This is a genomic window from Peribacillus simplex (assembly GCF_001578185.1).
Lineage (GTDB): Bacteria > Bacillota > Bacilli > Bacillales > DSM-1321 > Peribacillus > Peribacillus simplex_A.
The window spans coordinates 1,044,834-1,060,377 of record NZ_CP011008.1; the positions used below are offsets into that span (position 1 = coordinate 1,044,834).

Sequence of the window (15,544 nt, forward strand, 5' to 3'; positions counted from 1 at the left end):
ACTATTTTGGAGGAGTTGTCGTATGTCAATATATGATCTTATTATCCGCAATGGGTATGTAGTTTTTCCTGATGAAGTGAAGAAGGCTGATCTTGCAATCCGGGATGGGGTGATTGTTAAGGTTGGGGATCATCTGGATGGTAAAGCGAATGAAGAGTATGAAGCGGATGGCCAGCATATCTTTCCTGGTATGATTGATGTCCATGTGCATTTTAGTGAACCTGGCCGCGCTCATTGGGAAGGCTTTGAAACAGGATCGCAAATGATGGCAGCGGGAGGCTGCACCACATATTTCGATATGCCCTTGAATGGAATCCCTTCAACCATCGATCGAAAGGCTCTCCTTGAAAAGGGCAAAATCGGTGAGATGAAGTCAGTTATAGACTTTGGATTATGGGGAGGATTGGTCCCAGGAAATATTGATGAATTAGAGGATCTTGCCAAATCCGGAGTCATCGGATTTAAAGCTTTTCTCTCAGCGACGGGGAATGAGGAGTTTGAGCGAGCGGATGATTTCACCCTTTTACATGGAATGAAGAAAATTGCAGAATTGGGCAAGGTATTGGCCCTTCATGCGGAAAGTGATCCGATCACTCAGTGGTTTAAGCAGGATAAAGAGAAGAATGGACTATTCAGTGCGAATGATTATGCTGCTACAAGACCTGTGCAAGCGGAAGCGGAGGCTGTGGGACGTGCCATTACATATGCAGAGTTAACAGGCTGTCCGCTGCACTTTGTCCACATTAGCAGTAGTTTGGCAATCGGAAAAATTGAATCGGCCAAACAAAAGGGGCTGGATGTGACGGTTGAGACGTGTCCGCATTATTTATTATTCAATCAGGATGATTTAATAGAAAAAGGTGCGGTTGCAAAATGTGCTCCCCCACTAAGGGGAAGAGAAGAACAAGAAAGATTGATTACCTGTTTAATGGAGGAGAAATTCGATATGATTTCTTCCGACCATTCACCATGCCCTTATGAGCTGAAAGATCCTGCCATACATAATATTTTTGAAGCGTGGGGCGGAATAAGCGGAGGGCAATTTTCGCTAATGTCGATGATAGAGTTGGCTGTATTACACGATATCCCGCTTCATAAAGTCGCTATGTGGACAGCTTCAGCCCCGGCAAAAAGATTTGGTCTCTCTTCTAGAAAAGGACAAATTAAGCACGGGATGGATGCGGACCTTGCTATCGTTTCCCTTAATGGTACGCATGAAGTTTCGGAAACGAATTTTTTCGCGAAACATAAGCAAAGCGTTTATATGGGCCATACCTTTCCTTGCCAAATCACGGCTACCATTAATAGAGGGAAAATAGTTTATCAGACTGATGTAATAAGTGAATGGGAGCGTGGGGAATGGTTAAAAGTGATAGATTCCGGTATTGCGGTCAATAACTAGGGAGAAGGCTTTGCAAATAAGGTTCGGGGCAATTGAATTCATTATAAGAGAGGGTGATTCCGAATCGGAAATCCCCCTTTTTTTCTATGCTTACGTATCCTTGGAAAATCAAGGGAAAGGAAACCGGACAAATGGATTGCTTGTACGGTTCAAACGTTACTTATTCAACTTGGTCGACGAAATATTTATTTTTCCTGAATACCATCGCTTCCATGGTTGCAATCAATTCCCTTTCATTTGACACGTCTATTTTATACCATGCCAGTTTATGGTTTTTCTTGATCTCTTCCGCTCTGGCAGTTAAAGTCTCACCCCGTTTGCCAGCTGATAAGAAATTGATGTTGTTTGAAACGCCAACTGCTATTTTTCCATATGAATTGCTGGCTGCTGCGAACACGTAATCAGCGAGTGAAAAGATAATCGCCCCGTGAACCGTTCCGTGTGAATTGAGCATATGGTCACTTGGAATCAATTCTGCTTCAGCTGTGCCGGGACCGAGTTTCGTCAACTTCATCCCGAGAAAAGAAGCATATGGTTCGTCGACAAGTACCTGTTTGATTTGGTCGTAATGCAATTCGTGAATATCCTGATCTAAATGAGTGGTCATGGAAATCTCCCTTTCTTTAATGGTCTTTTGCTGAACTTATTCCATATCCGGTGTTAGATTTGAACAGTACTTCAGGAAAATTGTTTTCCTCACCTTTTGCCTTTGACAGGATTGTACCTAAATAGGCTCCAATAAAGCCAAGCGGCACGGTGAAAATGGTCGGGTTGCTCATCGTGAAGAGGGGATTGCCTGTGAAAATCCCCATTCCAGGTTCCGGATTCCATACATTGGGACTGAGCATGACCAGTATGATGGAACTGAGTAACCCGAATAACATTCCTGTGATCGCTCCGGTTGCGTTGAAGCGTTTCCAATATATTGTGCAAAGGATGATCGGTAAATTGGCACTGGCAGCAATTCCAAGCGCAAGGACTGAAAGAAAAGCGACATTCATTGATTGTGCAAATAAAGCAAGTAAAATGGAAATGACCGCTACGCCGACCGAAGCCATTCGGGCGACGAGTATTTGCTGTTTTTCCGTAATCTTTCCTTCCTTGATGATTTCACCGTATATATCATGTGCAAAAGCGGATGCCGACGTTAAAACAAGACCGGATACAACCGCTAAAATCGTGGCAAATGCCACAGCAGAAACGAATGCGAATAAAAATTCACCGCCCATTGTTAGTGCAAGAAGGGGCGCGGCCATGTTTCCTGCCGAGTTCGCTGCGACGATCCGGTCAAAACCGACGAAAGATGCAGCACCGAAACCAAGGAAAATCGTCATGATGAAAAATATCCCTATAAACCATGTGGAATATACGACGGATTTCCTTGCAGTAGCTGCGTCTTTAACTGTAAAGAAGCGGACGAGCAAATGCGGAAGGCCTGCTGCTCCAAGGACAAGCGACATATTAAAGGAAATCATGTCAAGCCCATCGGTGTATTTATTCCCAGGATTCAAAAAATCCTTTCCGAGCGGTGTTGCAGTTTGAACATGATGGAACATCTCTGAAATGTTGAAATTAAAACGGGAAAATACGATGAACGTCAGCACAGCGGAACCGCCTAGTAAGAGAACAGCTTTGGTGATCTGCACCCAGCTTGTAGCCCTCATCCCGCCGAAAATTACATAAATCGTCATCAATATACCGACAAGAAGGACGGAAAGCCAATAATCGATGCCGAGCAATAGTTTAATTAATCCCCCTGCACCAACAAGTTGTGCAATCATGTAAAAGATTGAAATGACAAGTGTGTTAGCCGCAGCTATCCCACGCACTTTTTTTGATTTAAAGCGTGCTGAAATCATGTCTGCCAGCGTAAACTTACCTAAATTACGAAGTGGTTCCGAGACAAGATAAAGTAAGACAAGAAAGGCAACAAGGTTCCCGATGCTCATATAAAAGCCATCAAATCCAATCAGTGCGATGGCACCTGTAATTCCCAGGAAAGAAGCGGCTGACATAAAGTCACCTGCGACGGCCAAACCATTTTGCCATGCAGTCAATCCGCCGCCGGCAGTATAAAAATCACTGGCATTTTTCGTTTTCTTAGAAGAGTAATAGGTTATTGTGAGCGTTAACAAAATGATGCCTAAAAAAAGCGTTAGGGATAAAATGCTCATTCGCCAAGCTCCTTTTCATATTTATTCAAGATGTTTTTAGCCATCTTGTCGTACTTCGCTGACTTTTTAATATAGACGAATCCTCCTATCCATACTACGGCAAATTGGAGAAGTGCATATACCCAAGCCCAAGTAATATGGAAGAAGGCTTCGCCTTTCAGTTACGTCACTATAAGCAGCTAAAATTGGCAGAACAAAATAAAAGGCAAGAAAGAAGAGAGTGACAGGTACGATGAAAGCATTTTTCTTTTGAATCAGTTCCTTGAATTCTTCCGTTTCAATTAATTGACGATACTTGTTTCCACTGTCATGACCTGCGGGTGAATGCCCCGTTTTAACCGGCGATTCCATAATAATCCCCCTTTTCGTTATAGTACAAATTTAAAACGTCCGTAGTTAAAGTGATATATCACTGTTAAAGTTAACATAGTCAGAAAATTTAGTAAATTAGAAAATGTTTTTTGTTTATTCTGTCATTTTTTGTGGAATTGAAAAAAACATTATTGACAACGTAGAAACGACGTATTAATCTTGAAAATGAATCATAACGATAATTTGATACCCGTTTTATAAACGTTATGAAAGAGGGGTCGGATGGGACACGAGCAAAATTAAGGGGGACTGAAACAATGTACAATCCGGAAGTTGAAACGGCAACGCGTGCTGAAATGGAAAGTTTACAATTGGCACGTCTTAAGAAAACGTTAAGCCATGTATATGAAAATGTTTCTTATTACAGAGAAAAATTTGAAGAGCTGGGCCTTGATCCAGAAGATATTCAAACTCTAAACGATGTGACAAAGCTTCCATTTACAAAAAAACAGACTCTTCGTGATCATTATCCATTCGGTTTATTCGCAGTTCCAATGGAGGAAGTAACGCGTATTCATGGTTCATCAGGAACAAGCGGAAAGCCTACAATTGTCGGGTATACAAAAAACGATTTGGAAAACTGGGCAACGATCGTCGCACGTGGAATTGTAGCCGCTGGAGGTCAAAAATCAGATATTTTCCATAACGCATATGGATATGGTCTGTTTACGGGCGGACTTGGCCTCCATTGCGGTGCAGAAAAGCTGGGGGTAGCCACCGTACCAATTTCAGGGGGGAATACCGATCGCCAGATTACGATCATCAATGATTTTAAACCGCGCGGCATTTGTGGAACCCCTACTTATATTTTGAATCTCGCTGAAAAGATGGAGGAGATGGGGATTGACCCTGCTGATAATGGGCTTGAGTATGGTATTTTCGGAGCTGAGCCGTGGTCAGAGGCAATGAGGGCAACACTTGAAAGGAAACTGAATTTGAAAGCGATCGATATTTACGGACTAAGTGAAATCATGGGGCCAGGAGTTGCGATTGAATGCCATGAAGCACAGGATGGACTGCATGTCGCAGAAGACCATTTTCTTGTCGAGGTCATTAACCCGGACACGCTTGAACTAGTTGAGGACGGCGAAGATGGGGAACTTGTCTTTACCAGCCTTACAAAGGAAGCGTTGCCAATCATTCGTTATCGGACGGGTGATATCGCCTCCATTACCCATGAACCTTGTAAATGCGGGCGTACCACAACAAGAATGTCCCGTGTGAAAGGCAGAACGGATGATATGATCATAGTCAGGGGAGTGAATGTATTCCCTTCTGAAATAGAGCGTGTGTTATTCCAAATGGAGGGAATTGTGCCTCATTATCAGATTCATCTCGTTAAGAAGGGGAAGATGGATGGTGTTGAACTGCACATTGAAATTGAAAGCGGTTTCTACAAGAAGATTGAAGAAGACTTAACGCATGGAGATGTAGAGATATTAAGGAAAACGATTCAGCATCATATGAAATCTGCATGTCTTGTAACGATGGATATTGTTGTCAACATTCCAAAAAGCATTCCGCGCTCAGAAGGAAAAGCCATTCGGGTCGTTGATAAGCGGAAAGATGAAGTGATTAGTTTATAACTGGCTGGAAAGGAGGGTGCCATTAGTTGGGTTTTAATGCTCGAGCCTTTCGCAAATCTTGTAAAGATTGCACACCGGAGGGGGAAATTCCGTGCTCATGAACATAGCGTTGAAAACCATGCGAATTCTGACGTTCAGTTTATGACTCCATCTGTCCCGATTGAATTACGTGGAGAAGAAGAAATCGATGTGGTGCTCGAAAACGTGATTGAAGGGGAAGAAGAGATACATAAAGCGGATGCCGCTGACTACGGGCTTTGAGTCCGATTAAAGTCTGGAATCTTGATATTGAAAAAAATGCGATTGTCGTTAATTCAAGAATGGAAATGAACATTCCGGGGATTTATACCGCTGGGCATATCTGCATTTATGAAGGGAAAGTAAAGTTGAGCCAGAGGGTTTGGAGAAGCATCTACTGTAATCGGCAATGCAAAGGAACTTATCAATCCATTTTCAAAGGTTCAGCCCCTTCATGGCACAAGCTTAATGGAAAAGAAGAAGGATCAAATCATGAAATAGAGAATGAGGAAGGCATCTTGACTAAATATACAGTTGTGGATCAAGAAACTTGCATTGCTTGCGGTGCGTGTGTGGAAATCTTTGATTACAATGATGATGGAGTGGCATTTGTCATCTTGGATGAACATGAAGGACCTGCAGTGGTCGCAGAAGATTTATTTGATGATCTGGATGATGCACTGGAAGGCTGCCAACAGAGTCAATTAAAGTGGAATCTTCACCGTGTAAAGTTTTAGTTGATTAAAAGAATCGTAAAATTCCCTTATAATTTCCTTTTATTTTGAAAAAAGAGACGGAATAGTCTTGCATTAAATATAACAGTAAAATATAATAACGTTATATAAACGTTACATTGAGATATGAGAGGTGAATTGGATGAACGTTCTTTTAAATGATATGGCAGAACAAGAAAAACTAAACCAATTTATTGCCAGAATCGAAGCAGGAGAAAAGATAGAAGCGGATGATTGGATGCCGGAAGATTACCGGGGCACACTTATCAAGTTAATATCGATGCATGGCATCAGTGAAATCATGGGAGCGCTTCCGGAAAAGGAATGGGTACCTAAAGCCCCGACTTTAAATAGGAAACTTGGAATCATGGCAAAGGTGCAAGATGAAATGGGGCATGGACAATTATTGCTTCGAGTCGCCGAGGATTTGCTAAAGCCGTACAGTAAAAAGCGGGATGACCTTATGCAAGATTTATTTAATGGAGATTTAAAGTTTCATAATGTCTTCCATATGGAAGCCAAATCCTGGGGCGATGCGGGATTGATTGGGTGGCTGGTTGATGGGGCAGCCATCATTTCCCAGACGAACATGCTTGGTGCTTCATACGGACCTTATGCCCGAGCATTACAGCGAATTTGCGCGGAAGAAGTTTTTCACGCTCAGCATGGTGAAGCGATAATCATGGCTTTGGCTGAAGGAACGGAAGAACAAAGGGAATTGGTTCAAGACTCCATCAATTATTGGTGGGAATCTTTATTACTCTTCTTTGGACCTCCCAGTAAAAATGAAGTGGGCTCATCCAAACAGGATATAACGATTAAGTACAGAATCAGGACAAGTACTAATGAAGAGCTTCGCCAAGCCTTTTTTTCTAAATATGTGAAGCGGATCCTTTCACTTGGCTTTACCATTCCCGATGAAACACTAATGTTTGATAAAGAATCGAAAACCTGGATTTACCAACAACCGGATTGGGGGAAATTGAAAGTGTTCGCAAGGAATGAAGGCCCCCGTTCACAGGACCGATTAAGTCTTCGAAGGATTTCTTATGAAAATAATAAATGGGTACGCGAGGCGTTAGCGCCAAAGATCATCTAAGGGAGGGGGAAGGACGATATGGAAACTAGACAAGAAAATTACTTTGAAGAATTTGAAGTATTTAGCCGTAAAACGCAAACTTCACCCGTTCAATACCACTTCAGCCTGCTTGCCCCCAATGAGGATATCGCCATCATGATGGCACAAGAAAATTTCATGAGACGTGAAGCAGTTGATGATATCTGGGTCGTGAAAAGACAGAATATACGGAAAATGACGATTGAGGAAAAGAAAACGCTTCAACGTATTGATAATAAAGATTACAGGACTACAAAAGGGTATGGATATTTAAAGAAAAAATGGCGGAAGTATGAGCAGGGAATGCTCGATGAAAAAGAGATAATGTCTTGGGCTGGAGGCGTGAAAAATGAAGAATGAATCATTGAAGAACATCGCAATCAAGGAATTGCTGCTTCAACTGGCGGACGATGACTTCATCCATTCATACAGAGGTGCAGAATGGCTTGGACTCGCACCGCATATCGAAGAAGATGTTGCATCCGCTTCGATATCTCAAGACACGATGGGGCATGCAGCCATATATTATAAGTTACTTGATGAACTAGGTGAAGGGGATGCTGATAAGCTGGCTCACGACCGTCCCGCCAAGGAACGGCGCAATGCGATCATTCTCGAATTGGTCAATGGACCTGGTTACTATATGAAAGACCCGGATTATGATTGGGCGTTTGCGGTAGTGCGGAATTATTTTTATACCCAAGCCAAAGCTATTAAGGTTCAATCCCTTCATTCATGTTCATATGAACCGCTTGCTGAAGTGGCACAAAAGGTACAAATGGAACTTTACTATCATTTGATGCACTGGAAAACATGGTTCGTCCAATTGCTGGGTTCTGGTCACGAAGAAGCGGTTTTGAGAATGAAGGCTGCGATCGGGAAAACGATGCAGGATTTCGCTGGCGTATTTTCACTTGGACAATATGGTGAGGAAATGGTGGAGCTTGGCTTGATAGAAGGCGAAGCTGACTTAAAGAAGAAGTGGATCGAGGCTATCACCCCAATTTTTGAAAGTGTTGGCTTGGCAGCAACAATTGAAATAGGCATGGCAAGAGGTGATGGTCGTAATGGCCAGCATACGGAGGATTTGGAAAAGGCGTTAGAAACGTTAAGCGAAGTGTACGCTACAGATAGAGCAGCTTCATGGTGAAGCAATAGAAAAGGGGAGGGGTATCATGTCGACCGTACAGTTAAACACAGAAGAAATATATAAACTCCTGGAAGACGTTAAAGATCCCGAAATCGATACAGTAAGTATTCTGGATTTAGGGATGGTTGAAGACGTGACGGTTTCAGGCCAGAACGTTTCGGTAAAAATGCTGCCAACTTTTCTTGGGTGCCCGGCATTGTCAATCATTCAAAAAAATGTGGAAACAGCCCTTCGACAGCTGCCTGCCGTAAAAAATGTAAGTGTGGAATTTTTACGTTCCCCTTCCTGGACATCCGATCGAATTACAGAAAAGGGGAAAGCTGGATTGAAGGTTTTCGGAATATCCCCTCCTCCTCGACAAATGAAAAGTGATGGATCATGGCATGTGGATTGCCCATATTGTGAATCTACATACGTCACGATGGAAAATATCTTCGGTCCAACGGCCTGCCGCAGCATTTTATATTGTAAAGCATGCAAAAATCCGTTCGAAGCGATGAAACCGATGATAAAAATAATCTAATAAATGGAGGTTCTATAAAATGGTAAAGTTAATCGCCCTATACAAACAACCTGAAAACAAGGAAGAGTTCGATGAGCACTATTTCAATGTACATGGTCCGATAACGGAAAAAATTCCTGGTCTTCAAAAAATGGAGGTCACTAAAATTGTAGGGACCCCAATGGGCAAGGACTCTGAATATTACATTCTTTGTGAAATGTATTATGAAGACCATGATGCACTGCAACAAGGAATGCGTTCCCCGGAAGGAAAAGCATCAGGGAAAGATTTAATGGGCTTTGCCGGGAAACTTGTAACGATGATGATCGGCGAAGAAATAAAATGAATGCGCTTCAATTCATTGAAACGTCAATCGCGGATGGCATTGGTTATATCTCTTTAAATCGGCCGCAGCAACTGAATGCCCTTAACAGGAAAATGGTTAGGGAAATAGTTTCAACCATGGAAGAATTCGACCGGGACACACAAGTGAAGGTGATCTTGCTATCGGGAAATGGAAAAGCATTTTCCGCTGGAGCTGATATTGACGAGATGGTGAACGACAATCCAATCAGTATGGAGTTAACGAACCAATTTGCCGATTGGGATCGAATAAGCCTAGTCAAGAAGCCTGTGATTGGTGCGGTAAAAAGTTTTGTATTCGGTGGTGGTTTTGAACTTGCTTTATCCTGCGATTTCTTGATTGCCGCCAGCGATACCCAGTTTTCCTTTCCGGAAGTGACACTTGGGGTCATGCCTGGTGCAGGGGGGACCCAAAGGTTGACGAAATTGGTAGGGAAGACGAAGGCACTTGAATGGATATTGACGGCTGAAAGGATAAAGGCAAAGACAGCCCTGCAATATGGTTTCATTAATAAGATCGTTGCTCCTGAATTGTTAATGGAACAAGCGGTTGATTTTGCTAGAAAGATAGCGAAGCAACCCCCGTTAGCTGTAAGGCTGATTAAAGAATCCGTCAATAAAGCCGTTGATTACCCCTTATATGAGGGCATGCAATTTGAACGGAAGAACTTCTATATTCTTTTTGCATCAGAGGACCAAAAAGAAGGAATGAAAGCATTTGTAGAAAAAAGAGAGCCGGATTTTACAGGCGGATAAGGGGTGCTCTATGTACGAAACCATTAAATATAGGGTTGAAAATGGAGTGGCTTGGCTTACTTTGAACCGTCCTGATAAACTAAATGCCTTTACGTCCCAAATGAATAAGGAAATACAGAAAGCGATAAAAATATCTGCGGGGTCAGATGAAGTGCGGGCCATTATCATTACAGGAGAAGGCAGGGCCTTTTGTTCGGGGCAAGATTTATCGGATGTTGATGAGGGCATGAATTTAGGCCAGATGCTGCTTGATGACTACGGTCCGATGATGCAGCAAATAGCAAACTGTGAAAAACCGATCATTGCAGCAGTCAATGGAGTGGCTGCAGGGGCTGGCTTCAGCCTGGCACTGGCATGCGATTTCCGGCTTGTTTCCGAAAAAGCCAGTTTTTTAAATGCTTTTGTCAATATCGGATTGATACCTGATTCGGGGAATCTGTATTACCTTTCGCGGATCGTTGGTCATGCGAAAGCCTTGGAATTATCTTTATTGGGGGAAAAGGTCACGTCTAGCGAGGCGAAAAATATCGGGCTCGCTACAAAAGTGATCAGTGTGGAAGAATGGAATGAGCAATTAAAAGCCTTTGCAGAGAATATCGCAAACAAACCAACGAAAGCAATCGGTTTAATCAAAAGATACTTAGAGGCATCCTATCACCTTTCATTGGACGAATACTTAAAAGAAGAAGCGGAGGGTCAGCGAATTGCTGGCTTAACGAAGGACTATGCAGAAGGTGTGGCAGCATTCACTGAAAAAAGGAAAGCTCAATTCATAGGCAAGTAATATAGAAAAGGGAGTGGGATTACATGGTTAGAGTTCAAGAGGCGGCATTTGAAAAAGCGGAAATGAAGCGTGATTATTATCATCTGATCATTAATGGAGAAAGAGTGGAAAGCTCTGATGGTACCACGATTGATGCATACAATCCTGCAACTGGTGAAATCATTGCCAAGGTTGCCAAGGCTACAAAGGAAGATGCAGAAAAAGCTGTTCAAGCTGCACGTGAAGCATTTGATAACGGGAAATGGAAGAAAACTCCGATTAATAAACGGTCTCGTGTTTTGAACAAAATTGCAGCAATCATGCGTTCACGCTTTAATGAATTGGTAGAATTGGAGGTTCTGAACAGCGGCAAATCCATTTCTGCAGCACAAGGCCAAGTTATGCAGGCAATTGAAGATTTCGAGTTTTATGCAGGCGCTTTAGTTGCACACCGCGGATCTGTCAATAATGTACCTGGTCAATTCCATAACTATACGGAAAAAGAGCCAGTAGGTGTTTGTGCTCAAATCATTCCTTGGAATTACCCTATGATGATGGCAGCTTGGAAAATTGCACCTGCAATTGCAGTTGGCTGTTCAGTCATTGTCAAGCCAGCTTCGTTAACGCCGCTGACTGCCATTGTATTAGGGGAAATCTGTTTAGAAGCTGGTGTTCCTTCCGGTGTGGTCAATGTCATTCCAGGTCCTGGATCGGATGTAGGGAACTACCTTGTCGAGCATCCGAAAGTGAATAAGGTGGCCTTTACAGGTTCTACGCCAATCGGCAGGGATCTTATGGGCAAAGCTTCACAAACATTAAAGAGGGTGACATTGGAGCTTGGCGGAAAGTCCCCTAATATTGTCTTTGAAGACGCGGACCTTGAAGCAGCTATCGATGGATCACTATATGGAATTTTCTACAATACTGGGCAATCTTGCGAAGCTAGATCCCGTTTATATGTACACGAAGACATATACGATGAGTTCGTTGCCAGATTCGTAGAAAAAACAAAGAAATTGAAATTGGGCAATCCACTCGACAAAGAAACACATGTTGGTGCAGTCATAGATCAAGGGCAATTGGATGTCATCGACAATTATGTACAATCTGCCATTGCTGATGGAGCGGAAATCCTGACAGGAGGAAAACCAGCGGTTATTGAAGGCTTCGAAAGCGGTTATTGGTATGAGCCGACGGTCATAGCGAATGTCAATCATGAAATGAATGTAGTGAAAGAGGAAATATTCGGACCGGTCGTTGTCATTATGAAATTCAAAGATGAAAAAGAGGCCGTAAGACTCGCGAATGATACCGAATTCGGTTTGGGGTCAGCGCTTTGGACAAAGGATGGCGGGCGTGCGACTCGAGTGGCAAATCAAATCGAAGCGGGAATCGTCATGGTGAATTGCCCATTCTCCGCATTTCCTGGAACACCATTCGGAGGCTATAAACAGTCAGGATTCGGCCGGGAACTTTGTATTGAAACACTTGATCTTTATACAGAAACGAAAAGCATCATTTCCTATCATGGTAGCCGTCCCTTAAATCCCTTTGGAATTTAATAAAACATAAAATAGGCGGCTGGCTGAACGGTATGTCGGAGAAGTAATTCAGAAATGGATGAATGCTGATCTGATTCACGGTAGCCAGCCCCTATTTATTTTTGAAGGAGGAATGAACGAATGATTAGAAATCTAGTGATTGTCGGATCTGGTGTCATGGGCAGGGGAATAGCCTATGTAGGAGCAACAGGAGGCTTCAATGTAGTATTGGTGGATGTGAATCAAGATGCACTGGAAAGTGCAAGAATAGAGATCGATACCATTTTTGAGAAGGGTGTGCGCTACCAAAAAATCACCCAGGAAGAGGCGGCAGCAGCAAAAAGCAGATTTTCGTATTCTTCCAATTTGAAAGAATCAGCAGCATATGCCGACTTAATCATAGAAGCAGTTCCGGAAAAGGCAGAAATTAAGAGAGCCGTCTTCGAAACGATTGAAGAGCACGCAAAAGAGGACTGCTACTTTGCAACCAACACTTCGACGATGAGCCCTACGGAGATTGGTTCTTATGGAAAGCGTCCCGAAAAAACGATTGCCATGCATTTTTTCAATCCTGTACAAAAGATGCCACTCGTTGAAATTGTACGTGGTCTTGAAACCAGCGATGAAACGGCAGCCATAATAAAAGAGGTTGCCGGGAAAATGGGAAAAGAAACCGTTGTCATTAATGAATTCCCTGGGTTTGTAACCAGCAGGATCAGCTGTTTGGTCGGTAATGAAGCGTTCTTTATGCTTCAAGAAGGTTTAGGTACACCAGAAGAAATCGATAAGGCAATAAAGTTAGGGCTGAATTACCCAATGGGACCATTTGAGCTAGGTGATTTGGTGGGATTGGATGCCCGTTTGAATAATTTAAAATATTTACATAGTAAACTTGGTGAAAAATACCGCCCTGCCCCCCTTCTTGAACAGTATGTTAAAGCTGGCAGGCTCGGCCGTAAGACAGGTAAAGGTGTGTACGATTATACAAAAGATGGCGAGCTGGTGAAGAAATGAAGGATGTTGTGATTATTGATGCTGTGAGAACACCAATCGGAAGATATAAAGGAGCTTTGAAAAGCGTTCGCCCGGATGACCTCGGTGCAATTGTAATCAAGGCGCTGACCGATCGCAATCCAGAGCTGCCGCCAGATCAAATTGAAGATGTCATCTTCGGGAATGCAAATCAAGCAGGAGAGGATAATCGCGATGTGGCCCGGATGTCCGCCCTTTTAGCTGGTCTTCCGGTGAATGTGGCTGGAACGACAATAAATCGTTTGTGTGGATCAGGACTGGATGCCGTCATGTATGCTGCACGCTCCATTGCTGTAGGTGAAGGCGATATTTATATCGCAGGCGGTACCGAAAGCATGACAAGGGCGCCGTACGTCATGGCCAAACCTGAGAGTGAATTTCCGCGGGGGTCAATGGAGCTTCAGGATACAACGATCGGATGGCGCTTCACGAATGAGAAACTTAAAGAAATGTATGGCACGGATTCGATGCCTCAAACGGCTGAAAATGTCGCCCGGCGTTTTTCGGTTTCAAGGGAGGACCAAGATCAATTCGCGTATCAAAGCCAGCAAAAAGCGAAAAAAGCAGTGGAAAATGAGCGTTTCATTAATGAAATCGTACCTGTTCGATATACGGATCGTAAAGGGAATGAAGTCATTGTCGAGAAGGATGAACACCCTCGTCCTGACACGACCATCGAAAAGTTGGAAAAACTCAAACCGATCTTTAAAGACGGCACTATAACGGCCGGTAATGCTTCAGGCGTAAATGATGGAGCCTCGGCATTACTTTTGATGAGTGCAGAAAAAGCACGGGAGCTTGGATTGAAACCTCTGGCCAAATATGTTGTAGGGGCGGTAGCGGGATTAGAACCGTCCATTATGGGCCTTGGCCCGATTCATGCCACTAAAAAAGCATTGGGCAGGGCAAGCTTGACGATTGAAGACATCGGGCTAGTGGAATTGAATGAAGCATTCGCTTCCCAATCCTTGGAGTGCATCCGCCAATTGAAATTGGATCAGGAGAAAGTGAATGTCAACGGCGGGGCAATAGCGTTTGGCCATCCGCTCGGTGCAAGCGGGGCGCGTATTTTAACAACACTTGTTCATGAAATGAAAAAGCGGAAGGTACGATATGGTCTTGCAACGATGTGTGTCGGTGTCGGCCAGGGGATATCCGCCATTATAGAAAATATTGAAAATGATGGATGATGGCCCTTATTAGTTGTGCTTGCATAAGGGGCATATTTAAAAAAGGGGGAAGACACATGTCAAATGTCATTTATAAAGTGGAAAATCAAATCGGCTATATAACAGTGAATCGACCCGACGTATTGAATTGCTTCGACTATGGGACACTTTCTGAACTGCAGGAAGTCATCGATGCAGTTTATGCCGACGACGATATCCGTGTCGTCATTTTCACGGGTGCAGGGGAAAAAGCATTCAGCGCAGGAGCGGATTTGAAGGAAAGGAAGACTTTGACTGATGCGGAGGTAAGAAGGAACGTTAAATCGATTCGGGATGTTTTTAATAGTATTGCAGGGCTACCGCAGCCAACGATAGCTGCCGTCAATGGATATGCATTGGGGGGAGGATTTGAATGGCTGCTTTCATGTGACTTTGCAATTGCTGCAGAAGGTGTTTCTTTGGGGCTCACTGAAACTAGCTGGGCCATTATTCCTGGAGCAGGCGGCACACAGCGGCTGCCTAGGTTGATTGGGGAAATGAAAGCGAAGGAATTAATATTCACTGCTAAAAAATTGACTGCGGAAGAGGCATGTCGATTAGGGATCCTTTTGAAGGTCGTGCCAAGGGATCAACTTATGTCAGTCTGTGAGGAATTGGCAGCCGATATCATGAAAAATGGGCCGATTGCAGTCAAACAAGCCAAATATGCGATTACCCAAGGAATGAATACAGACTTGCAAACTGGAATGGCCATAGAGGGAAAAGCCTATGAATTGACCATCCCGACTCAAGACAGATTGGAAGCACTCCAAGCATTTAGTGAACGAAGGAAAACGCATTTTACGGGTAAATAATATTGCGGTTT

At 43.4% G+C, this 15,544-nt stretch carries 17 protein-coding genes and 1 pseudogene; 15 read left to right on the plus strand and 3 right to left on the minus strand.

The window, feature by feature from the left end:
- Window positions 1–22: 22 nt before the first annotated feature.
- A complete protein-coding gene (locus UP17_RS04860) occupies window positions 23–1,402 on the plus strand; it encodes an allantoinase (RefSeq protein WP_061461901.1) in 1,380 nt (459 codons plus the stop codon).
- A 160-nt stretch (window positions 1,403–1,562) separates the two neighbouring features.
- Here UP17_RS04860 and UP17_RS04865 read toward each other — a convergent pair whose 3' ends face one another.
- The 3 genes from UP17_RS04865 to UP17_RS04875 all read right to left on the minus strand — a co-directional run bounded on the left by UP17_RS04865 (window position 1,563) and on the right by UP17_RS04875 (window position 3,927).
- A complete protein-coding gene (locus UP17_RS04865; RefSeq protein WP_061461902.1) occupies window positions 1,563–2,009 on the minus strand; it encodes a PaaI family thioesterase in 447 nt (148 codons plus the stop codon).
- A 16-nt stretch (window positions 2,010–2,025) separates the two neighbouring features.
- Window positions 2,026–3,576 (minus strand): solute symporter family protein, encoded by a 1,551-nt coding sequence (locus UP17_RS04870; protein ID WP_061461903.1) that lies wholly within the window; start codon window positions 3,574–3,576, stop codon window positions 2,026–2,028.
- Window positions 3,577–3,642: 66 nt separating this feature from the next.
- Complete coding sequence (locus UP17_RS04875; protein ID WP_061461904.1) at window positions 3,643–3,927, minus strand: DUF485 domain-containing protein; 285 nt, start codon at window positions 3,925–3,927, stop codon at window positions 3,643–3,645.
- 278 nt (window positions 3,928–4,205) lie between these two features.
- On the opposite strand from UP17_RS04875, the gene UP17_RS04880 reads away from it, so the two are divergent.
- The 14 genes and pseudogenes from UP17_RS04880 (at window position 4,206) to UP17_RS04945 (ending at window position 15,533) form a co-directional block, all read left to right on the plus strand.
- Window positions 4,206–5,534, plus strand: coding sequence for a phenylacetate--CoA ligase family protein (locus tag UP17_RS04880; protein ID WP_061461905.1), 1,329 nt, complete (start codon window positions 4,206–4,208; stop codon window positions 5,532–5,534).
- Between the two features lie 36 nt (window positions 5,535–5,570).
- Complete coding sequence (locus UP17_RS04885; RefSeq protein WP_061461906.1) at window positions 5,571–5,795, plus strand: NAD(P)/FAD-dependent oxidoreductase; 225 nt, start codon at window positions 5,571–5,573, stop codon at window positions 5,793–5,795.
- 275 nt (window positions 5,796–6,070) lie between these two features.
- A pseudogene (locus UP17_RS04890) lies at window positions 6,071–6,297 on the plus strand (ferredoxin).
- A gap of 131 nt (window positions 6,298–6,428) precedes the next feature.
- Window positions 6,429–7,385 carry a 1,2-phenylacetyl-CoA epoxidase subunit PaaA gene (gene paaA / locus UP17_RS04895; RefSeq protein ID WP_061461907.1) on the plus strand — a complete coding sequence of 319 codons (957 nt, stop codon included), beginning with the start codon at window positions 6,429–6,431 and terminating at the stop codon, window positions 7,383–7,385.
- An 18-nt stretch (window positions 7,386–7,403) separates the two neighbouring features.
- Window positions 7,404–7,763, plus strand: coding sequence for a 1,2-phenylacetyl-CoA epoxidase subunit PaaB (gene paaB / locus UP17_RS04900; RefSeq protein ID WP_061461908.1), 360 nt, complete (start codon window positions 7,404–7,406; stop codon window positions 7,761–7,763).
- Entirely contained in the window at window positions 7,753–8,553 is an 801-nt protein-coding gene (gene paaC, locus UP17_RS04905) for a 1,2-phenylacetyl-CoA epoxidase subunit PaaC (RefSeq protein ID WP_061461909.1), read from the plus strand. The genes paaB and paaC overlap by 11 nt, the downstream gene beginning before the upstream one ends.
- A 25-nt stretch (window positions 8,554–8,578) precedes the next feature.
- A complete protein-coding gene (gene paaD, locus UP17_RS04910; protein ID WP_061461910.1) occupies window positions 8,579–9,076 on the plus strand; it encodes a 1,2-phenylacetyl-CoA epoxidase subunit PaaD in 498 nt (165 codons plus the stop codon).
- Between the two features lie 19 nt (window positions 9,077–9,095).
- A complete protein-coding gene (locus UP17_RS04915; protein WP_034314904.1) occupies window positions 9,096–9,401 on the plus strand; it encodes an EthD family reductase in 306 nt (101 codons plus the stop codon).
- Window positions 9,398–10,174, plus strand: coding sequence for an enoyl-CoA hydratase/isomerase family protein (locus UP17_RS04920; protein ID WP_061461911.1), 777 nt, complete (start codon window positions 9,398–9,400; stop codon window positions 10,172–10,174). The genes UP17_RS04915 and UP17_RS04920 overlap by 4 nt, the downstream gene beginning before the upstream one ends.
- 10 nt (window positions 10,175–10,184) lie before the next feature.
- Entirely contained in the window at window positions 10,185–10,958 is a 774-nt protein-coding gene (locus tag UP17_RS04925) for an enoyl-CoA hydratase-related protein (RefSeq protein ID WP_061461912.1), read from the plus strand.
- Between the two features lie 23 nt (window positions 10,959–10,981).
- Window positions 10,982–12,499 (plus strand): aldehyde dehydrogenase family protein, encoded by a 1,518-nt coding sequence (locus UP17_RS04930; protein WP_061461913.1) that lies wholly within the window; start codon window positions 10,982–10,984, stop codon window positions 12,497–12,499.
- 120 nt (window positions 12,500–12,619) lie between these two features.
- Window positions 12,620–13,492, plus strand: a complete 873-nt coding sequence (locus tag UP17_RS04935; protein WP_061461914.1) for a 3-hydroxyacyl-CoA dehydrogenase — start codon at window positions 12,620–12,622, stop codon at window positions 13,490–13,492.
- Window positions 13,489–14,700 carry an acetyl-CoA C-acyltransferase gene (locus UP17_RS04940; RefSeq protein ID WP_061461915.1) on the plus strand — a complete coding sequence of 404 codons (1,212 nt, stop codon included), beginning with the start codon at window positions 13,489–13,491 and terminating at the stop codon, window positions 14,698–14,700. The genes UP17_RS04935 and UP17_RS04940 overlap by 4 nt, the downstream gene beginning before the upstream one ends.
- Window positions 14,701–14,756: 56 nt before the next feature.
- Entirely contained in the window at window positions 14,757–15,533 is a 777-nt protein-coding gene (locus UP17_RS04945; protein WP_061461916.1) for an enoyl-CoA hydratase-related protein, read from the plus strand.
- Window positions 15,534–15,544: the final 11 nt, after the last annotated feature.